Origin of the sequence: Salinivibrio sp. PR932, from assembly GCF_001996125.1 — a bacterium.
GTDB classification, from domain to species: Bacteria; Pseudomonadota; Gammaproteobacteria; order Enterobacterales; family Vibrionaceae; genus Salinivibrio; species Salinivibrio proteolyticus.
On record NZ_MUFM01000004.1, the window covers coordinates 23,047 to 44,520 of the forward strand.

20 protein-coding genes are annotated in these 21,474 nt (G+C 50.5%); 10 read left to right on the top strand and 10 right to left on the bottom strand.

Annotated elements, in window-relative coordinates; translation table 11 throughout:
* Positions 1-25 precede the first annotated feature (25 nt).
* From BZG84_RS02485 to BZG84_RS02520, 8 genes are all read left to right on the top strand, one after another.
* Positions 26-787, top strand: coding sequence for a DUF3450 domain-containing protein (locus BZG84_RS02485; protein ID WP_077455043.1), 762 nt, complete (start codon positions 26-28; stop codon positions 785-787).
* A 2-nt stretch (positions 788-789) separates the two neighbouring features.
* Entirely contained in the window at positions 790-2,142 is a 1,353-nt protein-coding gene (locus tag BZG84_RS02490) for a MotA/TolQ/ExbB proton channel family protein (RefSeq protein WP_069589053.1), read from the top strand.
* Between the two features lie 9 nt (positions 2,143-2,151).
* Positions 2,152-2,682: a MotA/TolQ/ExbB proton channel family protein gene (locus BZG84_RS02495; RefSeq protein ID WP_069588959.1), complete on the top strand. Its 531-nt coding sequence runs from the start codon at positions 2,152-2,154 to the stop codon at positions 2,680-2,682.
* Positions 2,683-2,701: 19 nt separating this feature from the next.
* Positions 2,702-3,109 carry an ExbD/TolR family protein gene (locus tag BZG84_RS02500; RefSeq protein WP_069588961.1) on the top strand — a complete coding sequence of 136 codons (408 nt, stop codon included), beginning with the start codon at positions 2,702-2,704 and terminating at the stop codon, positions 3,107-3,109.
* Between the two features lie 3 nt (positions 3,110-3,112).
* Entirely contained in the window at positions 3,113-3,742 is a 630-nt protein-coding gene (locus BZG84_RS02505) for an energy transducer TonB (protein WP_077479776.1), read from the top strand.
* Between the two features lie 10 nt (positions 3,743-3,752).
* Positions 3,753-4,967 (top strand): tetratricopeptide repeat protein, encoded by a 1,215-nt coding sequence (locus BZG84_RS02510; protein ID WP_101494753.1) that lies wholly within the window; start codon positions 3,753-3,755, stop codon positions 4,965-4,967.
* A 103-nt stretch (positions 4,968-5,070) separates the two neighbouring features.
* The gene (locus tag BZG84_RS02515) at positions 5,071-7,170 is read left to right on the top strand and encodes a prolyl oligopeptidase family serine peptidase (protein ID WP_077479778.1); all 2,100 of its coding nucleotides are present in this window, start codon (positions 5,071-5,073) and stop codon (positions 7,168-7,170) included.
* A 114-nt stretch (positions 7,171-7,284) separates the two neighbouring features.
* On the top strand, positions 7,285-8,601 hold the full coding sequence (locus BZG84_RS02520) for an MATE family efflux transporter (protein WP_077479779.1): 1,317 nt from the start codon (positions 7,285-7,287) through the stop codon (positions 8,599-8,601).
* A 99-nt stretch (positions 8,602-8,700) separates the two neighbouring features.
* Here BZG84_RS02520 and BZG84_RS02525 read toward each other — a convergent pair whose 3' ends face one another.
* The 10 genes from BZG84_RS02525 to BZG84_RS02570 all read right to left on the bottom strand — a co-directional run bounded on the left by BZG84_RS02525 (position 8,701) and on the right by BZG84_RS02570 (position 20,124).
* Positions 8,701-9,804, bottom strand: a complete 1,104-nt coding sequence (locus BZG84_RS02525; RefSeq protein ID WP_077479780.1) for a glycerophosphodiester phosphodiesterase — start codon at positions 9,802-9,804, stop codon at positions 8,701-8,703.
* A gap of 136 nt (positions 9,805-9,940) precedes the next feature.
* Positions 9,941-10,858 (bottom strand): phytanoyl-CoA dioxygenase family protein, encoded by a 918-nt coding sequence (locus BZG84_RS02530; RefSeq protein WP_077479781.1) that lies wholly within the window; start codon positions 10,856-10,858, stop codon positions 9,941-9,943.
* Between the two features lie 207 nt (positions 10,859-11,065).
* Positions 11,066-11,941: an energy transducer TonB gene (locus BZG84_RS02535; protein WP_077479782.1), complete on the bottom strand. Its 876-nt coding sequence runs from the start codon at positions 11,939-11,941 to the stop codon at positions 11,066-11,068.
* Positions 11,938-12,369: a biopolymer transporter ExbD gene (locus BZG84_RS02540; protein ID WP_077479783.1), complete on the bottom strand. Its 432-nt coding sequence runs from the start codon at positions 12,367-12,369 to the stop codon at positions 11,938-11,940. The genes BZG84_RS02535 and BZG84_RS02540 overlap by 4 nt, the downstream gene beginning before the upstream one ends.
* A 4-nt stretch (positions 12,370-12,373) precedes the next feature.
* Entirely contained in the window at positions 12,374-13,210 is an 837-nt protein-coding gene (gene exbB, locus BZG84_RS02545; RefSeq protein ID WP_077479784.1) for a tonB-system energizer ExbB, read from the bottom strand.
* An 87-nt stretch (positions 13,211-13,297) separates the two neighbouring features.
* A complete protein-coding gene (locus BZG84_RS02550; protein ID WP_077677965.1) occupies positions 13,298-14,752 on the bottom strand; it encodes a surface lipoprotein assembly modifier in 1,455 nt (484 codons plus the stop codon).
* Positions 14,753-14,810: 58 nt separating this feature from the next.
* A complete protein-coding gene (locus tag BZG84_RS02555; RefSeq protein WP_077479786.1) occupies positions 14,811-15,539 on the bottom strand; it encodes a Slam-dependent surface lipoprotein in 729 nt (242 codons plus the stop codon).
* Positions 15,540-15,632: 93 nt separating this feature from the next.
* A complete protein-coding gene (locus BZG84_RS02560; protein WP_131825058.1) occupies positions 15,633-18,605 on the bottom strand; it encodes a TonB-dependent receptor in 2,973 nt (990 codons plus the stop codon).
* 79 nt (positions 18,606-18,684) lie between these two features.
* Positions 18,685-19,611, bottom strand: a complete 927-nt coding sequence (locus BZG84_RS02565; RefSeq protein WP_077479788.1) for a DUF4880 domain-containing protein — start codon at positions 19,609-19,611, stop codon at positions 18,685-18,687.
* A gap of 3 nt (positions 19,612-19,614) precedes the next feature.
* Entirely contained in the window at positions 19,615-20,124 is a 510-nt protein-coding gene (locus tag BZG84_RS02570) for a sigma-70 family RNA polymerase sigma factor (RefSeq protein ID WP_077662567.1), read from the bottom strand.
* Positions 20,125-20,434: 310 nt separating this feature from the next.
* Between BZG84_RS02570 and gmk the strand changes: the two genes are divergently transcribed.
* Complete coding sequence (gene gmk / locus BZG84_RS02575) at positions 20,435-21,058, top strand: guanylate kinase (RefSeq protein ID WP_069588981.1); 624 nt, start codon at positions 20,435-20,437, stop codon at positions 21,056-21,058.
* A gap of 118 nt (positions 21,059-21,176) precedes the next feature.
* Positions 21,177-21,449 (top strand): DNA-directed RNA polymerase subunit omega, encoded by a 273-nt coding sequence (gene rpoZ / locus BZG84_RS02580; RefSeq protein ID WP_069588983.1) that lies wholly within the window; start codon positions 21,177-21,179, stop codon positions 21,447-21,449.
* The last annotated feature ends 25 nt before the right edge of the window (positions 21,450-21,474 follow it).

The following is a 21,474-nucleotide window of genomic DNA, read 5'->3' on the forward strand; positions in this document are numbered from 1 at the left end:
CTCTGCAATTTAACAGGTAACGGATATGGTACGTAAGGGATTAAATAACGCCATTCTCAGTTCTCTGTTGCTGACCAGCTCGTTTGCGATGGCTACTTCTACTAATGACGTTGTGTCGGCGGTAGAAAGTAAAAATAACGCAGGACAAGCATCGCAACAAAAAATTGATCAATACAGCGAACAAACCGATGGCATGCTCGCGGAATATAAAGCGGTTTTACGCCAGCTTGACAGTATGCGTATTTATAATAACCAGCTTGATCGTATGGTGAGTTCGCAAAATAGTGAAGTGGCGTCACTGGAAAAGCAAATTAACCAGATTGATCAGACCGCGATGGAAATTGTTCCGCTGACACTCAAAATGATTGATTCGCTCGATCAATTCGTGCAACTCGATTTACCGTTTCAGCTCAACGAACGCGAAAAACGCATTGCCAGCCTTCGCGAAATGATGGATCGCGCCGATGTCACCACATCAGAAAAATTCCGTCGCGTGCTTGAAGCCTACCAAATCGAAGAAGGCTTCTCTCGTAACATTGAAGCCTACAAAGCCAGCATGGAACGTGACGGCGATGTCAAAACCTATGACTTTCTTCGTGTAGGGCGGACAGCGCTGTTCTATCAGTCACCTGATGGCGCAGAAACCGGTATGTGGAACAAGCAAACCAACCAATGGGAATCACTTCCTGAAGGTTATCGTGATGCGGTTGAGCAAGGTCTGCGTATCGCGAAGAAACAAGCACCACCTGCACTGATTGAGCTACCTGTCTTTACAGGGGAGAAGTAATGATGAAGGGAATCAAGTATCTTCTAACCGGTATCACTGCCCTATCTTTATCGTTAAGCAGTGTACATGCCAACACTTTGGATGAGCTTCTCAACCAAGTGAAGAACGACCGTGTGACCGAGTCACAGCAAAACCGAGAGCGTGAAGCGGCGTTTTTGGCAGATAAAGAAAACCAAGCGGCACTCCTCGCTGAAGCCAAACAGCAATTGGCTTTCGAGACCCAACGCGGCGAGCAACTTAAAGCCACATTCGATGCGAACGATCAGAAACTGGCGGAATTGGCAGATACCTTACGTCAGCGTTCTGGCTCACTAGGTGAAATGTTTGGCGTGGTTCGTCAATTCTCTGGTGAATTTAAAGGTATCTTCCATGCCTCGCAAAACGCTGTGCAATTCCCGAACCGTGATGCACTGCTGACCAAGCTTGCCGAGAGCAAAGAGCTACCCTCTATCAATGAGCTAGAGCAATTCTGGCAAACGGTGATGGAGCAGATGATCGTATCGGGCGATACCTCGACGGTTCCTGCAACTGTGGTGTATGGCGAGGGCAGCGAAGCGAGCGATGAAGTCACACTCATTGGTGAATTTAACGCGATTGCCAACGGTAAATACCTGACTTACGTCCCTGAGACCGGCAAATTTGAAGAACTTGCCCGCCAGCCAGCTAGCAATATTTTGTCGAACGTGTCTGCCTTTGAGTCAGCATCCAGTGCCTACGCGCCACTTTATCTTGATCCGTCACGTGGTGTGATCCTTTCCCTACTGGTGCAAAGCCCTAACGTACAAGAACGTATCGACCAAGGTGGTTTGGTAGGTTACATCATTCTTGTCATGGGTGCGGTTGGTGTCCTCATCGCGCTGTTGTGCTACCTGCGCCTATCCGTAATTGGCAGCAAGATGCGTAAACAGAAGAAGAGTGACGCAGTCTTGAAAGACAACCCACTGGGTGAAGTCATCCAAGCCTACAAAGAACACCAAGGCTCCAGCTTAGAAGACTTGGAAGCGAAACTGGATGAAATCATCATGCGCAATGCGCCTAAGATTGAACGCTTTATTGGCTCAATCAAGTTATTTGCATCGGTAGCACCGCTACTCGGCCTGCTCGGTACGGTCATGGGGATGATTGGCACCTTCCAGGCGATTACCTTGTTTGGTACCGGTGATCCCAAGCTAATGGCTGGTGGCATTTCAGAAGCCTTGGTTACTACCATGCTTGGCCTGGTCGTCGCGATTCCGTTGCTGTTCCTCTACACCTTCGTACACAGTAAAGGGCGTCGATTGGTACAAACCCTCGAGGAACAAAGCGCTGGCTTTATTGCACGATATCAGGAAAAGCTTCATACAGCGGAAAGCTAAGGAGATGTCATGCAATGGATACTCTCTGAGTTAGCGTCGATTCGACACTTTCTCGGCATGGGTGGCGATGTATTGGTCGCCATCTTTGTGCTCAGTGTCTTTCTGTGGTGTGCGCTGTTAGAGCGTTGGTTTTACTTTATTTTTGTAGCACCTCGTGCGGCAAAATCGGTAGTCAGCCAATGGCAACAGCGCCCAGAGCATCGCAGTTGGGCAGCGCGAATGATACGGCAAGAGCTGGTTTCAATCCGTGACATAGAAAATAAACGCGGGTTACCCATCGTCAAAGTGTTGATCGCAATGTGCCCTTTATTGGGCTTGTTAGGGACGGTTGTGGGTATGATCCATGTGTTCGATACATTAGCGGTGGTAGGCACAGGGAGTCCTCGGGCGATGGCTTCAGGTATTTCTAAAGCCACTATCCCGACGTTAGCGGGAATGGTCGCCTCCTTGTCCGGTTTGTTTTTCAGCACACGCTTGGATCACCTTGCCAAAACATCAACGCGTAAGCTTGAAGACAAGCTTAAGCATGTCACCTCGTAAAAGGATTTAAGGTAGCGACATGAAACGACGTTATAGCAATGAAGGGAATGATGAAGCGGCGATCGACATGACACCCATGTTGGATATCGTCTTCATTATGTTGATCTTTTTTATCGTCACCACTTCGTTCGTCAAAGAAGCGGGTATTGACGTCAATCGACCCAGTGCGAATACCGCACAGACCGTCAGTAAAGGCAACATCATGGTTGCCGTCGGTCCTGCGGGTGATGTCTGGGTTGATAAACGCCGTGTTGAAGTCGGTGCAGTGCGTGCCAATATTGAGCGCTTGCGTGCAGAAAGCCCAGAAGGCGCGGTCGTCATCCAAGCGGATCAAGAAGCAAGCGCGGGTGTTGTTGTTGACGTCATGGACCAAATCAAAATGGCCGGTGTGGATAGCATCTCGATTGCAGCGAAAAGCAAGGACTAGCGTATGCGTTATTTGGCGTCGATTGTGCTCGCATTATTCGTCTCGCTGGGTTTGTTTTGGGGCATGGATAAAATCGTCAACAAAGAGCGCCATGAGTTAACTGGCGACGAGACTCAGCGAATTATCGAGTTTGTGCGCATCAAACCTGATGAAAAGATCAAAGAAAGAAAGCGTGAGCTTCCAAAGCCTAAGCCACCGAAAAAGCCGCCACCACCACCGGAAATGAAGGTGACATCTACGGTGAAGCCACAGATGGATCAAGTGAAGCTTGATATGCCTAACCTGGACTTGCCGGTGAACATTTCGGGCGGTTCGGTGCTGGGTCACTACAGCCAAGGCGGTGGCGGGATGGCCGGTAATCAGGGACCAACTCCTTTGGCGACCTTCTTACCGCAAATGCCTCGCAAAGCGGCACGAGCAGGGTTAGAAAAAGGGATTGTGTTACTTGAGTTTACCGTCAATGAGCAAGGGGGCGTGGAAGACGTTCAAGTCCTTGAGGAAGACCCGCGCCGTATGGGACTCCGACGGGCCGCGCAAAAAACGGTGCAACAATGGCGGTTTAAGCCCAAGGTTGTAGACGGCAAACCCGTCAAAGCTCGGCTTTCTCAAGAAATAGAGTTTTCGATTAACTAGGACGGCCATCATGAAAAACTCATTAACACGGATGTTGGCTTTAGCGCTGTTTGCTTTGAGCCTTTCAAGCGTGTCCTATGGTGCCAATAACCCGGAGCTATCGGACCGGACGTATCGCACCGTCAATAAAGTGCAAAAGTACATCGCTAACGAAGCCTATCAAGATGCAAAGGCAGAGCTTGAGAGTGCACTCGATCGCAGTGGTAATAAGAAATATGACCAAGCCGTGCTGCTTCAGCAGCTTGGTTATATTTACTCAATTGAAGATAACTACCCGAAAGCGACCGAATACTTTGCACAAGCGCTAAAGATTGATGCTTTGCCTGTGGCTGTCGCACAGCAAGTCAGATACAGCCTGGCGCAGCTCTATATGGTACAGGAGAAATTTGCTAACACGATTTCGCTGATGAAGCAGTGGTTTCGTATTCAACTGAGTGAAGGCGAGGACAAGCCAGATGCCATGAGTTACATGACATTGGCAAGTGCCTATGTCCAACAAGAGCAGTTTAAGCAAGCGATCCCCGAGATAAAGCAGGCCATCGCCCTCAGCGATAAGCCGAGTGAGTCTTGGTATATGATGCTCATGTCTGCCTATTACCAAACCAATGATTTAGCAAACACCGCCAACGTCCTGACCACGTTGACCGAGCTATTCCCAGAGAAAAAACAGTATTGGAAGCAACTGTCGGGAATAGAAATGGAGCGCGGAAAGGATGGTAAAGCACTGGCAGCGCTTGAGTCCGCTTATAAGCTCGGCTTGCTCGATGAGGAAAAAGAAATCCTCAGGCTCACTGACTTTTTAGCCTATCAATCTATTCCTTTTCGCGCCGCCACGACATTGGCCAAGGAGATAGAAAAGGGCACGGTAGAAAAAACCAGTGAGCATTTGGACAAGCTCGGCCAGTATTGGCACCAAGCGAAAGAACTCACCAAAGCGATTAACAGTTATCGTGCAGCTTATACGTTGGACGCCGATCCGAAAACCAAACTCAAGATCGCTCGCTTAATGATCCAAGACCAACAGTACAAGAACATTATTGACTTTGCGTCGGATACACAGGGCGTTCCCTTCAATGTTGCTGCTGAACTGGAGTACTTAAAAGGGATGGCCTACTTCGAGTTGGAGAATAACGCTGCTGCACTTAAAGCCATGCAACAAGCGGCGAAGTCGAACGAACTTAAACCCATGGCTTCCCCTTGGATAGCGTTCTTAACGAATAGCTAACCATGGCAACAACACTGCTTTTCTTTTTTGCCGAGCCTCTTTGTTGCTCGGCTTTTTTACCCTCATGGATTGAGCACGACCCCTATTGAAAAGGAAAACAACAATGAAAACTCCCGCACTCAGTGCCGCGGCGTTAGCCATGACTCTAGGCACAGCACACGGCGCCGATCACACCGATCCCTTTTTATGGCTGGAAGAGGTTGAGAGCGAGCAAGCCCTTACTTGGGTAAAAAAACAGAATGCCTCAACAAACGACATTCTTACTCACCACCCAAGCTATCCGACCTTCTACCAAGATAGCCTTGATGTATTAAATGCCAGTGACCGTCTCGCCTATCCGTCTCGTCGTGGCGACTACTATTACAACTTTTGGCAGGATGATACCCATATCAAAGGTATCTATCGACGCACCACGCCCGACAGTTATGCCAAAGCAAAGCCTGAATGGGAAACCGTCATTGATGTCGATGCACTCGCCAAAGCAGAAGGTGAAGACTGGGTACTTAAGGGCGTCGATTGCTATGCACCTGCCTACCAACGCTGCATGGTGGCACTCTCGCGCGGTGGCGCCGACGCCACGGTTAAACGCGAGTTCGACCTCACGACCAAACAATTTATTGCCGATGGCTTTTCACTCAGCGAAGCCAAAAGCGACATTACCTGGTTGGATAATGATCACTTACTCGTGGCAACGGATTTTGGTGAAGGAACACTGACAGATTCAGGCTATCCACGCCTGGTCAAAAAATGGCAACGTGGTACCTCACTCAAAGACGCACCCACAGTTTATGAAGGGAGCCCTCGCTCCGTCTCCGTCGGTATGTTCACATTGCGAGATGCCCACTCAAGGGTGACACTTGTCCGTGAAGGCGAAACCTTTTATCGCCAACAAACATTCTGGCTCGACAAAAACACCCTGCGCCCCCTGACTCTGCCCGCTGACAGTGAGATCCTCGGCTACTTTGAAGGCGCTTTGTTCTTCCAGCTCAAGTCAGACTTGCACCAAGGCGACACCCATTTCCGACAGGGCAGCATCCTCTCCGCTGCGCTGACTGACCTAACGACAGAACAGCCACGCTATCAAGCATTTCTTGTCCCCGACACCAAAACCAGTATCGAGTCCGTTGACTTTACGGCACGCCATATCATTGTCAGCGAGCTAAATGACGTCAGTTCGCGTATTCGCGTGTTGCATAAAGACGCCAAAGGGGATTGGCAACAAAAGCCTGTCGAGCTCGAAAAAAACACCCATATGCGTGTATTCAACACCTCGCCAGAACATGATGACTTTTTCGTTGACGTGGCAAGCTTCTTGACGCCACCTTCTATCTACCGGGTAGACGCTCAGTCGCATGAGACGCGACGTCTAAAGTCAACGCCACCTAAGTTTGACGCTAATGATTTAGTCGTCGAGCAACACTTTGCGACCTCTAAAGATGGCACACAAGTCCCCTACTTTTTGGTGGCCTCTAAAGCCTTGAAACGCGATGGTAAAAATCCAACCTTGTTGTACGGATACGGTGGCTTTGAAGTGAGCTTAACGCCCCACTACAGCGCGTTACTTGGTAAAAACTGGCTAGAAAAAGGTGGGGTTTATGTCCTCGCCAACATTCGTGGTGGCGGAGAGTATGGCCCTGCTTGGCACCTTGCGGCACTCAAACATCAAAGACACAAAGCCTATCAAGATTTTGAGGCCGTCGCAGAAGATGTGATTGGCAAAAAAATCACCACACCTGCCCATCTTGGCATTCAAGGCGGTAGCAATGGTGGCCTGCTGGTCGGCGCTGCCGTAACACGTCGTCCAGAGCTCTATCAAGCCGTGGTTTGCCAGGTGCCATTGTTGGACATGAAACGTTTTAATAAGCTACTGGCAGGCGCCAGTTGGATGGCGGAATATGGCAACCCTGATACCGAAGCAGATTGGGCCTATCTTAAAACGTACTCGCCCTATCACAACCTCAGTCAGGATACCGCTTATCCTCGCGTGCTATTCACCACCTCAACCCGCGATGACAGAGTTCATCCTGCTCACGCACGTAAAATGGTGGCCAAAATGCAGGCGATGGGCCACGACGTACTTTACTATGAAAACATGGAAGGGGGTCATGCGGGCGCCTCAAACAACGCGACCCGTGCTGCCATGTATGCCAGAACCTATACCTATCTCGCAAGCCAGCTGGCTTTACGCACCGATAACGACTAATGCCCTTACGTGAAGAGGGTTGGTAATTTCCAGCAATCCTCTACAATTGGTTGGGTTATGCCGAGCATGCAAATGCTCGGCTTTTTTTCACCCTATTAACCCAAAGAGTGCCTGATGGAGTCTGTCTCTCGCGCGAAGCGCTTGTTTTCTACCACCCTGCCCATGCTATTCGGGGTGCTGTCACTGATGAGTTTTCAGTTAGTCGACAGTGCATTTATCGGCCAACTTGGGGTACTTCCCCTTGCTGCGCAAGGCTTTACCTTGCCCATTCAAATGATCATTATCGGGATTCAGGTCGGGTTAGGTATTGCCACGACCGCGGTCATTTCACGCGCGCTCGGCGCGGATAAATGCGATTACGCCAAGCAACTCGGCGGCTTAATCCTCCTGATAGGGACCCTCGGTGTCGCGGGTTTCGCCCTGCTTTTGTATGCGCTACGTCACCCGATATTAATGCTACTCGATGCCCCTCAGAGCGTGTTTCCGGTGATTGATAGTTATTGGATTATTTGGCTGGTCAGCGCTTGGGCGGGGGCGGTGCTGTATTTCTTTTACAGTATTGCGCGGGCCAACGGAAACACCTTGCTGCCCGGCTCCATGATGGTGGTCACTAGCCTGTTAAACTTGGTCCTCGATCCTGTGTTCATTTTCTGGCTCGATTGGGGCATAAATGGCGCCGCCGTCGCAACCCTGATCGCTTTTGGTAGCGGTGTGGTCATTGTCGCGCCACGGGTTATTCGCAAAGGTTGGATCTCGATGGCGTGGCACGATTTAGACATTGCCAAAAGCGTCAAATCCATCGGCCATATTATGGGGCCAGCAATGATAAGCCAGCTGCTACCGCCCGTTTCGTCCATGCTGGCAACCAAGCTACTCGCCGGCTTTGGTCCTGCGGCAGTTGCGGCATGGGCGGTGGGATCTCGCTTTGAATTTTTTGCGATTGTATCTGTGCTTGCATTAACCATGTCGATGCCACCTATGGTGGGTCGCCTACTGGGTAAAGGTGATCTCACCGAGATCCGTCATTTGGTGAAACTGGCCTGTCAGTTTGTCTTAGGCTTTCAATTGCTGATCGCTGTAGTGACCTGGTTTGCCGCCGATCCACTCGCCCAACTCATGACCAGCGATCAGCAAGTGACTGACATTTTGCATTGGCACCTGACCTTAGTGCCGTTTAGCTTAGGTGCTTTGGGCGTGTGCATGTTGATGGTCTCCATTACTAATGCATTAGGCCGTTCATACACCGCCTTGACCATCTCCGCCCTTCGTCTGTTCGCATTTTTCTTGCCATGCTTATGGTTGGGCGCGCAACTGGCTGAGTTATATGGCTTATTTGTGGGCGCTTTAGTCGGCAATATTCTCGCTGGCGCAGTGGCTTATGGTATGTATCGACGCGCAATGGCTAAGCTTATAACGCGCGAGTCCCTCTAAACTGACTCAACAGTCACCGCTATCATCGACTGGATACCACTAAAAAGCCCGCCACAACAGGGCGGGCTCACAAGCACAATGCGCTTAGCGCATGCGGGACTAATAACCCAGCTTGGCAAGTGTCGCTTGAATATCTTTGCCTTCACCGCCAGAGAGCGTTTTCACCGCAAGGTTAGGACGGTTGGTGAAAAAGCCATCCACACCACGGTCACGATAGCGCTCAAAGTCTACCGCTTGATCCACGGTGTAAACATGCATCAGCAAGTCTTTCTCATGGCTCATCTCTACCATCCAAGGTGCTGCAAGCTCCATGTAGCTAAACTGGCTTGACCATGCATCATCGTGCTGCGTTTGGATAGTGGATGGACCCACACCGATCGCGCCATGCTGTTTGGAATAATCCAACCATTCTGCGTAGCCTTCTTTCGAAGCCACTTCTTGGCGCGCATAGTATTGGGCGTAAGACTCATCGTCTGCTTTCGGCGCACTGTCCTTGGTGGGAATGTAGCCATCACCCGCCCAAAGCAGCAAGATTTTTGGCACGGTTGGCATCACACTTTGCAGCGTTTCAAGGCTCGATTTATTAAAAGTTTGTAGGATCACTTTGCCCTTGGCATCGTCATCTAGCCAGCCATGCTTGGTCAAATCGTCTTTCAAATCTTTCTCAATGCCTGGGAAGAACTCCGGCACCTTGGTCTCGATATACAGACCGGGCTGATGCGCACAGCCTTCAGCGATTTCACGCACTTGGTCTAAAGTAACAAGCTTCAAGCCACGGAAGCTTTCACGCGCGCGCTCTGGGTATGATTCATTAAACCAGCTACCCGCATCCAGTTTTTCCAGCTCTGCCCATGTAAAGGTATTGACCGGATCGTCGGCGCGCTCAGGGTAGACCGTCTCGATATTAGTATTACGCTTGAGGTTATCGTCATGCACAGCAATCAATTTGCCGTCTTTGGTGCGCTGCAGATCAAGCTCGAGGTAATCGGCACCCACTTCACACGCGAGCTGATACGCGGGCAGCGTGGACTCGGGGGCGTTGTAGGAATCACCACGGTGGGCAATAACGGCGTGATCGGCAATGCCAAGCTTTTCGCTAAGCGCACTGTCACTGGCTTGAACTGAAGAAGAGAAAGATAAGGCACTGGCCACACTCAGTGCGGCAACGGTCAAGCTCAGGGTCGCTTTTGATGTTATATTCAACGGGTACTCCTTAATGTCGTTGAAATTGGCGAGATAATTAAACGCTTGTTCAATTATCGAGACAGCATAGCAAAAGCCTGATTTAAAGAGAAAACAAACTCAAAACGCCCACCGAAAAAGGTGGGCGTTAGCACGATTAAGAGGCCAGCGGCCAAAGTGACTCAACCGCCTGCAATGGGCGTTGGTCTGGGTTAGAGAGATAGTGCGGGCGTGGTGGTAAACCACTAAATGGCGTCACCGTTTTATTCTCCACACTGTTATAGACAAACATTAAAATCGAGCGTGGATCATTGGCGATATTATCAGGTGAACCGTGCATTAAGTTGCAGTCATGGAACACCAAGGTTCCAGCTTTACCCGTGACGGAGGCAACGCCATTATCATCGAGCAACGTCTCCATGGTCTCTGGTTTAGGCACGCCCAGCATTTGTTTTTTCAGCGACTGCTGATAGTTTTTCTCGCCGGTACTGCCTTCACAAGACACATAGTGATAATGCGAGCCAGGGATGACGTACAACGGCCCATTGTGCTCGGTGTTATCAGTGAGCATCAGCCAGACGGTAACCGCTCGCATCCGTGGCATTCCATCCTCAACGTGCCAAGTCTCGAAGTCAGAATGCCAAGGAAACGACTTACCTTTAAACGCTGGTTTAATATTGACGCGTGATTGCATCAAATACGCGTCCGAGCCCAAAATTTGTCGTACTTTATTGAGAATGCGCGGATCGCGCGAGAAGCGATCAATTAAGTCACTGTAGGCAAAAGGTTTAAAAATGGTGCGCAGCTCGTCGCTATCCGGCTCGGTATATAGCTCTTCATGGCCGGTCATATCATCACGTAGGCGGGTAATCTCGCGTTTAAGTGGTGCCACCATTTCCGGCATATAGTCATTCATCACCAAAAAGCCTTGGCGCTCAAACGTATCCAGCTCTTGCTGGCTTAAGCTATGCGGTACCTTGGGTTGCACACGGCCGTAAACAACCGGATCTAAGCGTGGGGAAAGCGTTTCTTTACCATTGACGCGTGAGGGATATACATCGGCTATCGCTGCCATTATTGACACCTCCTTCATGCCATTCTTTTTCTGGTGATATCTTCTCTCTTTTTGGGGCCCCAAACGGGCATTGAGTGGAATACAGTTCCATATCGGGGCGACTCGATAGAAATCAACCCCGAAGCGAATTGCGGGAGCAGCCTAACAGGTTAGCAAGCGAGAGTGAACCTTTGTCATCGTGTTCACGAAAAAGGTATCCCCTTATTTTTACAGTGAAAAACGAATCGGCACTGTGACGGTGATTGTCAGCCCTGGCAAGGCATCTGGCGGCGTCGGCAACGGGGACGCACGCTGTACCAGCGCCTTAGCCTCTTCATCCAAACTCTCAAATTGGCTCGAGGTTTGGAGTTTGACCGATTGCACCTCGCCTTGGCGATTGACGGTAAAGGTTACCCGAGGCGAGCCTTGCTGCTTAAGTCGCCGAGCAAATCGAGGATAGCGCTTATAGTGCGCCAAATGCGCGTGAACCCGTCGCTGCCAATTCAACTTGGCAACCTTCCCCTTTACGGTTAGCTGTCCTTGCGCTGGGCCAGTCACTTTTTCACTGTGTGTTGGCGCGTCAACATGTTTCGGCGCACTCGCCTCTTTCGCGACCGACGACGCACGTGACGTTTTGGGGCTTTCCTTTGGTTTAAGGCGAGGCTCAGTCGTTTGCACCTTGTGTGTCTCAACCGTTTTTTTTGTCTCTACCGCTTTAGGCGGCTTCTTGGCAGGGCGTGAGACAGACTGCGGCTGTTTTTGGACTTGCGCATTTTTTTTATCTTCAACCACAGGCGTCGCGTTTGGCGTCGGCATCACTTTTTCCGCCACCGTCTCAGATGCATCAGCAGGCTGACTGGCGCGTTGCGGTTTGCCCTCTTTCACATCGTGCTTTTCCACCTTTGGGGCAGACACTTCTGGTGCGATGACAGAAATAGCAATCGGCACCGCGGCGGGAGGCGGTGCGAGCGTGCGCGCTGGTGTCCAAAAGTACGCGATCGCCACGCCAAAATGGAGACTGACGCTCACTAGCGCCCCCACCAACCAGCCTTTTCGCGTGCGGTCTAACTCAAAGCCTTGAGGCAACCCAGCCAATACCGTCATGAGGAACTCGATGCTGACTGCGCAATACCCACCAGCCCGACTTGCTGATAACCCGCTTGACTAAGCGTATTAATCACTTCCAACAGTGACTGATAAGGCAAGGTTTTATCGGCCCGCAAATATAAACGGGTTTGTTTGTTCGCCACCCATAGAGGCAACTTCTGACTGGCTTCTTCAAGGGAAAACGCAGGATGCTCGTCAACTTGCAACATTTGTCCAGAGCCTACAGACAAATACACAGGCTGACTGGGCGAGGCATTCGGCTTCGCCGAAGAGGTGGGTAAATCCACCGGCACGCTGACGGTTGCAAGCGGGGCCGCAACCATAAAAATGATCAATAACACCAACATCACATCGATAAATGGTGTCACATTAATCTCATGGTTTTCTTGTAGTTCATGGTCTGACGAGGAAAATTGAAAGCTCATCTTTCTACCCTGCCTGTCGCCACGCAAGTTCAGTTTGCGCATTGCGCTCACTGTCGAGATCACGGCTCACCAGCACCAAAATAGCCACCGCTAAATCCCCCATTTGAGCACGATACGCAGCCAATGCACGGGTAAAATAGTTGTAAACAATCACAGCTGGGATCGCCGCAACCAAGCCAAGAGCCGTTGCCAGCAGGGCTTCAGCAATCCCGGGAGCCACCACGGCTAAATTGGTCGTTTGCGTATGCGCAATGCCAATAAACGCATTCATGATCCCCCACACGGTACCAAACAGCCCCACAAAGGGAGCCACGGACCCGATCGATGCCAGCACCCCTGTGCCACGATTCATCATGCTAGCCTGTGCCACCTGTACCCGCTCCAACCGTGCTTGTACCCGCTCTTTAACGCCTTGACCGACTGCATCTACTTGTTCGGATAGGGCAAGCTCGGTTTGCGCCGCACTGAGAAACGCCAGCCCAGTGCCCTGGTGAGACGATGCCGCCGCTTTGGCCGCCGCAAAGCTTTCAGCGTGAGCGCAAAGTGACACCAGTGGCGCTAAGCGGCGACGCGCACGACCGAGTTGCCACTGCTTAGTGACGAGCACAGCCCATGTCACGCCTGAAGCCGCCAGCAATATCAGCATGACCGCTTTGACGATAGGATCCGCAGCCTGATACATACCGAGCGGAGACAGTGCATCAACGGACAAATGGGTGGCCTGCGAGCCTGAAGCGGTCACCACTGACCCGCTCTCCGCTGGTGCCGTGGATTCACTCGCCTGCACATGCACCGTGATGACCAAGAGCCACAGTCCCAGCCCTATCCAATATCGCTTCATTTTGAGTCCTTATTATCCATGCGTAATACGCCATATCGGTTATCTACCCGCTATACCGAACGAATAACGAAAACCCGTAAAAAATTTTTAAAATTGTTTTTCAAACTGGACTTGGATGCGCGTGTAATCATGGCTGTAGAGCCATTCAACATTGCTTCGTGTTTGATGATACTGGCCGGTGATCACCGGAGAAAAACCCGCCACAGTTAGCGTAGGGAGGCGCAAACTCAATACCAGCGTATGTTGAATATCATGCCGCTTGTTCCCCAACATGGCGTTGTATTCTCGATAGTTACGATCTTGATAAGCATAACTAAATAGACCATCGAGTTCGGGCGTCGGCTGAAAACTCACCCCGACTCGTCCTCCTAGGCTGCGCCAGTCAAAGACAGTATCCTCACTTTGGCTATCCGTGTAGTTTGCACCGATAAAAGCTAACCAGTTGGGATGAAGCTGAGAGAACCATGTTGCAGACAAATAGGTTTCCTGCCCCGACAGCGCCTTCAGCTGTGCGCCTTGATAACGGATATCTTTGCTGACAACCGTTCCCTTAAACGTCGATGCAGGAGTAAGGATACGTAAGTAGTCAAGGTTGACACCAAAGGTATGGGAAATCCACGTGCCTCCTTGCCAAGTGCCTTCCAATAAGGGGCCTATTGAGAGTTGATTCGCCGCATTTTGATACCGATACCCAATCAACCACTGGGTGTCCCACTGGTTATAGCTATCGTTTTTATCGTAATCCGCACCATATGCCATACCACGGATAAAGCCATGATGATGACCAGATACAGCCCATGTTTTTGCTGCCGAGAGCGTGGCTCCCCAGCCATAACTGGCAATCGCGTCCGGCGTTTTTCGTACGTAAGCACACCCTGCAGCCACCGATAGCAAACAGGTTTCACTGTGAGACGTTTTATTGATATTGGTGTGATACTCAGGCCCAATCGCCAACGAGCCTTGCCATGACTGACGCAAAGATAGTGCTTGTAAATAGGCCGAGACGGTTCGCTGAACACCAGCTGCGTGAGGCATACCAGCAATGCTTGTCGCGATAGCCTCAAAGTATTGTTTGGCCTCACGGCTTTGGTAATCTTCAAATAACACGCGCGCTAATGATAACTGCGCCAGTAAAAAATCAGGCTTAAGTTCAAGTAGAGCTTGATAGTCATGCGCAGCTTGGGCGAGGTTTCCTGCCTGTCGGGCTAAGCCCCCCTTGGCATAAAGGATTAACATAGCATCGTGGCCGGGTAATGTTTGATAGTAAGGCAGCCCTTCAGCCACCCTATCCCAAGCGTGTTGTCGTATCGCTTGGTAGAGCGCTCTTCCCAATGCATTCACATCCAATGTTTCCAAAGGAACATGCCATGATGGTGTGCTGGGCAGTGCTAAATCAGCCTCTGCCAGCGCTTTGTCTTCCGATTGTTTTTGTTGTTGTCTCTGACGCTGTTCAATACGAAGGTCTGTTTCGGATTGGCTACTGAATACCAACGTGGGCGTGATCATCAAGCAAATAACGCCGACGAGTAAATAAAACCGCATGCAACACCCGCAAATAAAAAGCAGAGGCACATCGCCTCTGCATCATAAAAAATAAACGCTATTTTTTGGTGCCACCAAAGGCGGTATTTAGATCGCGGTCGGCAAAGGTTGCAATCCCAGCAAGGGCTGCGGCGTCTGCACCAAAGAAATGGCCTTGTGTAGCACCTTTAACCCCTTGACCTCCATGTAAAGCAACCGCTTTACCCTCAAACGCCGCAGTTTTCGCATCAATACCTGCATCAATGCTTAGTTTCATCGCAGCATTACTGATGGTGCCGCGAACGGTTTTAGCGGAAAAGTCTGCGTTAAACTCACCAGTCAATGCATTATTGCCAGTAAAGCGGTTCAAGCCAGTCACTGCATAAGATGCCGTGCCCGATGTGGGCAGACTCGTTTGGGTGTTATCGCCCGCATAATACACACTGCGATCTTGACCATTACCGGCAAAGTCTTGCGACCATTCACCAAACCATACGTCGCCCGCACCGGCCTTCGCAAAGTTAAACACTCCCGCATCCCCGGAATGTGATGTGCCATTGGTGTAAATGTCGCCTTGCTTTTGGGTACTGCTGGCACGGGTCAACCCTTCAAAGTCCACCTTAAATGTTGAGGAAATACGGTTGTCATTACCAATCCCCGCCTTACCCATTGTATGGGGGCCAAAAGGCACATTGGATGTGCCGACTTCAATGTTGGCGTCATCGCTTTGTGTGCCAACAATATCAGCCAAAGCAGATGTGGTAGTTAAAATGGCACTCAGTGCTATCACGACGGTTTTGTACGGCATAATGTGACTCCTAGGTAAATGATTTCAACGTTCAGCAAATAATTTGCTTCATCCTCTTTACCGTTCAGTTCAGGCAAACCCGTAACCGCGTCGTTAAAATTTTGCTTTTAGCATCAATTTAATGGTGCGCCCTGGCGCCGGTACACTGGAACGCACCAGTGGGTCAATGTGGTAGACATCGGTTAAATTGGTCCCTACGACTTCAAGCGCGATGTGGCGTGATAACTGATAATTGGCAAATGCATCAAACGTTAAGGTATCGTCGCGCTGGACCACCTCATCTGACTTGGCTTTGGCAAGGTACGCGCCTTTGACCCCAGCTTCTAACTGACGATTGAAAAAGCGATGGCCCAGTTGCAGCGACGTCGACCACGCTGGGGGGACTTGCGATTCTAAATATCCGCCAGGAAAACCGCCAAACAGACAATTGCGATAATATTCTGGCTCGTCGGGGCGATAACGTGTGACGACGGAGCTCTCATCACAGACTTGATTGGTGAGCATGTAAGCGCCATTTAAATCGGCAAACCAATCACCGTCATCGTAGTTCGCTTGCAGCTCCAATCCTGCCAGCGTCTGCGAATCAATATTGCTAAAGCGCAGCATGTCATCTCGCTCGATCACGTTTTCAGTGAGGTGGTGAAAGTAAGCCAGTTTCAGATCACCGTGAGTAAAATGATGAATGTAGCCTAACTCGTGATTCACCGTTGCTTCGGGTTTGAGGCTGGTATACGCATTATTTAACGCGGAAAAGCTAAGCGTGCTTTCAAAGAGGCTTGGAAAGCGCAACATTTGGCTGTAGCGGTAGTAAATACGGTCTTGCGGCGTAGGAGAAAATGCCACGGAGGCAAACGGTGACCAACCCTGCCCGTGATCGTGTGTTTTGGGACGCATGTTCACTTTGGTATTCAATTGATTGGTCGCACGACACGTCCCTTCAATGTAGTTGTCTGGTAATAGTCCATTAGCGGGGTCACAGGGATTTTGCGCACGGCTATATTTACCGTTTCCATCATGTAACCAAGCTTGTGTGCGCTCTTCAATTTCACCTTCTTCGCGCAGCTTGGCTTCTTCTTCAGCAAGATCAGCCAATATCTGGCTCTCAGGGAACCCAAAATCCTCCAGCATTCTACGATAACTGTCCAGTATCGCCTGAATTTCAGCCTCACTCAGGAACACACGCACTTTATAGCTGGCTTCAAGCCCCGGCGAGACAGCCTGCTGCGTGAACAGGGTATCGTCCCCTTCGGCTTGGCGCGCTGCAAGGAAGTCATCTTTGACATCAAAGCCTTGAAACTTCACACCAGCGTTGAGCGTCCATTGGGTATGTGGCTGCCAAGTGGCTTGTAAGCTGGCATCAAATTCTTGATAGGTCCCTTCTTGTGGAAAGTGCACCCAACCATCGGCTTTGTTCGCATCATAAGTATCATCAGAACGTTGTTCTCGGTATTGGTATCGTCCTGCGGCAGTCATAGATAAGGTGTCACTGAACGCCATGGTATTGCTGATATTCACGCCAATACGGCTATCTTTTGCATTAGACGCAGCAGTATTACGCAACAGGGTGCTGTAGCCCGGTAACAGGTCATGGTTATTGGCATAGTTAGGAAACCCACCTCGGGTATTGGTATCGCTGACGGTGTAGGTGGTCCACAACTTGGCCGTTAAATCAATCCAAGGGTCCTTTGGCGACCAGTGATAATCAAGGTTGTAAGCTTGGGCACGCACGCGGCTAAGTGGCCATTGCGCCATTTTATTGCCATCAATTAAGTCACCAGAGCGACTTGCCATGATTTCACCATACTCGGCATCGGTGTAGCGCGCGCCAAGGCTCAATTGCTGCGCGCCCTCGAAAAGGAATGTACTTTTCAGCAACACAGATTCGGTTTCGCTGGACGTGTTGGGAATTTCCGCGCCCGGCAGATGGCGCAGCGCCAAGGTCTCTGGGTCGACCTTGGTCATATAGGCTTCTTTCGAATCGCCGCTTTTATAAAAACCACTATCATGTTTTCCCCCATAATAATTGCCTTTATAGCGATAAGCATAAGCAGCCAACCATTCCATGCTTTCGTCTCGTTTTGCCAGCGCAAGACGGTAAGCGTAGTCATCCCCCGAGAAAGGATTGTTGTTTTTGTTGTGGCTCATCGGCTGCCACAGCGAAGGATCGGCGTAAGGGTATTGGGGCGTGGACGGAAACCCGTCGACGTCGCGATAATCTTGCCCTGTGTATAAGGTCCCTAACGTGGGCGCAACCGCATTGTTGCTTCCTTCAATCAAGAACTCACCGCCAAAGTCTTTTCCCGGCAGCAAAATATCTTGTGCAGAGAGGGTGTTGACGACCACCGCGCCGCCTGTGGATGTTTTGACGTTCGCCACAGTATTGGGGCCTTTGATGACCTGCACACCACCAATTAAGTTGGGATCAATATAGCTGCGATTCGAGACACCACGGTAGCCACGCCAGACAGTCAGCCCTTGCTCTGTGCCATCAATGAGGACAGGCACACGACCCGGCCCTTGAACACCTCGAATATTTGGGTCAATGCCTCCTCCGTTGCGCGCATCACCACTGTACACATTGGGCATACCTTTAAAGAGATCAGCCGCATCTTTACCTTTATATCGCTCAACCTCTTTTTTGCCCGCGTACACCGTTGACCGGTTGTCATCGTAAACAGCATATTTACCCGCTTCATCGCGACTAATCTCCCCTTCCGAAAACGACACATCTAGGGTATCGAGCGTCAGCGACTCTGTGCTGTCGGTAATTTGATAGCTGCCATCGGCTTGTCGATGTGCCGTCAAACCCGTACTGGTCAGTAGGATGTTGAGGCCTTGCTCTGGGGTAAACTGTCCGTCGAGCCCCGCACTGTAAAAACCTTCGGACAAACGCGCATCCAGATGAAATTCGATACCCGATGCCAGCGCAAAGGCTTTTAATACCGCATCAAGCTCTCCGGCGGGGATCTGGTAGGTATTTACCGTGTCTGTTTGGGCATAAACGGGGGAATAAAAAGGCACACCCAAGGTTAACGATAGACATAATATCGATGATTGCAGTTTCACAATACGGCTCCACTTAAGTGAGTTAACTAACCGATACACCGAACGAAGGCGTGGGATCCGTAAAGGTGAGTGTCATTTTTTATTGGGCTGGAATAATTTGTACCCAGAGCGCAGTACGAAAGCGCAGGGCAATAGGCAGAATGGTTTCTAGATGCGCCAGGGTTTGCTGGATATTGCGGGTGGAAAATACTCCCGTCACGGTTAGATCATCCAATTGCGCATCTAAGCGCAACCAGCCTGAGAAATACCGTGAGAGCTCTTCAACTAGCGTCGAAAGCGGCATGCGTTCAGCCACGAGTTTTTGCTCCAACCAGCTCACCGCGTGAGTTTCTAAAGGCGCAAGATGCTGCACCTTATTGTCCGTGCATTGCACCGAATGCCCGGCGGGAATGTAACGCAGTTGCCCTTGGAATGGCTGAATACGCGCATTGGTCGATAACAATTGTATGGCACTGAAGCGCGCAAACTGGCGCACAGCAAGCTGGCCTTGCTCCTCAACCCACACCTGACCATGGGCGGTGAGAACCGATAAAGGCGATGCCGCTTCGAGCATCACTTCACCGCGCTCAAGGAAAATCTGTTTTTTCCCGCCTTGATAATCGACCCACACCCGCGAGTCTGTGTTTAACGCGACACGACTCTGATCCGGCAAGGTGAACTGCTTGAGTTCCCCGACTCGGCTTGCCAAGGCAACGCCCTGTTCGTAACGCTGCGCATTAGAGCGCCATGCTAATAAGCACCCTGCGCCAATACCAATACCACCGAGCATCAAAAACCGCCGGCGCGACAGGCCACTTTGTCGTAATAAGACCGAATGATGTCCCGAGACATCCTGAAGCTGGGATTGCACACCTTCCAGCGCTTGCCATGCCTTTTCATGATGAGGGTGAGCACGTCGCCACTGTGATAGTGCTTGTTTATCCTGCTCAGACACGTCGTCCGCCCACATACGGGCCATCCATTGTGCCGCTTGCTCAACCACATGAGGCGATAAAGATGACATCATGAATCACTCTTGCGCGGCGAGTACACAGGCAGTCAGTGCCTTGGCAACATATTTCTCTACCGAGGAAACTGAGACAGAAAGCGCCTTTGCGATGTCTTTATAGCTCATTCCCTCGAGCTGGCGCATCAGCAAAGCCTGCCGCACCTTGACCGGCAAATGCCCTAATAAAGCATCAACCGCCACCAAGGCTTCCATGGTTTGTTGGTGTTGCTCGGGCGAGCTGGCCATGCGTTCCGGCTGCGCTTGCAGATAGTCTAAGTAAGCTTGCTCAACGCGACGACGGCGATACCAATCGACGATCAAGCCTTTGGCGATATGGGTAAGGTAAGCACGCGCACTGTCTGTATCAGGCAAACGGCCGGAATTAAGCAAACGCAAATAGGTATCTTGAACTAAGTCGGCCGACGTTGACGGGCATCCCATGCGTCGCTGAATAAAGCCCGAAAGCCAGCGCTGATGTGACACATACAGCGAGGTAACACCCTGATGTAACGCCTGCTGACTCCCTATCATTGAATGTGCTCCCTACACCTAAACCGACCACCCAATACAAACGCTAACAATTATCATTAATAATTGCGTATATGCAAGCATGTTCTAGACAGAGCCATGCTTTATCGACTTAGCGCACAGTTTGTGTCACACCGGCAATCGCGCACGCATGTATCAAGTCAGTAAGTTCACGCTCTAGCGTTCAAATCCCCGCCGGTTCGTGCTAACCTGCGCGCCTCCCATCGGGAGACTACTATCTATTCGTCGATCTCCGTCAATACGATTGCGCTATGCTTTGGTATTGGCATCAGCCGGTTAAAGTGATCAATCCATGAGTCAAGGTACGCTTTATATTGTTTCTGCCCCGAGTGGTGCAGGCAAATCAAGCCTGATTTCAGCACTGCTGAATGACAATCCACGCTATGACATGAAAGTGTCGGTTTCACACACCACACGCGCTATGCGCCCCGGTGAAGAAAACGGCGTGCATTACCATTTTGTCGCAGTAGAAGAATTCAAGGCCTTAATTGATCAAGGCGCCTTTTTGGAACACGCGGAAGTCTTTGGCAACTATTACGGGACATCGCGCGTATGGATTGAAGAGATGCTTAATAAAGGCATCGACATCTTTTTGGACATTGATTGGCAAGGGGCGCAGCAAATTCGTCAACAGATGCCGAACAGTAAAAGCATCTTTATTTTGCCGCCTAGCCGCGAAGAGTTAGAGCGCCGTCTCACCGCTCGCGGCCAAGATAGCGAAGAGGTGATCGCCAAACGCATGCAAGAAGCACGTTCAGAGATCTCTCACTATGCTGAATATGACTATTTGATCATTAATGATGACTTTGATGTCGCATTAATGGATCTTAAAGCGATCCTCCGTGCAGAGCGGATGCGTCAGCCTAAACAAGCCAGCAAATATCATGCAATGATTGACGACTTGCTGGCCGACTAATCATGAATATTGGCGTTTGTTCGATTGCAGCGCACCCAGTGCTAGCAATGGACGGCCGCCTTTTGTATAATTTTCGGTCATTTTTAAGACCTGTTTATCACTACAGCTGGAGTCCTTCATGGCACGCGTAACTGTTCAAGACGCCGTTGAAAAAATTGGTAACCGTTTCGATCTCGTTCTGGTTGCGGCCCGCCGCGCCCGCCAAATGCAAACGGGTGGTAAAGATCCTCTAGTACCAGAAGAAAATGACAAGTACACCGTGATCTCACTGCGTGAGATCGAAGAAGGACTGATCAACAAAGAAGTGCTAGACGCGCGTGAGCGTCAAGAAAAGCAGGAGCAAGAAGCTGCCGAAATGGCCGCTGTTAGCACCATTTCTGGTCACCGTTAATCGCGTCATCATCAGGGAACAGGCC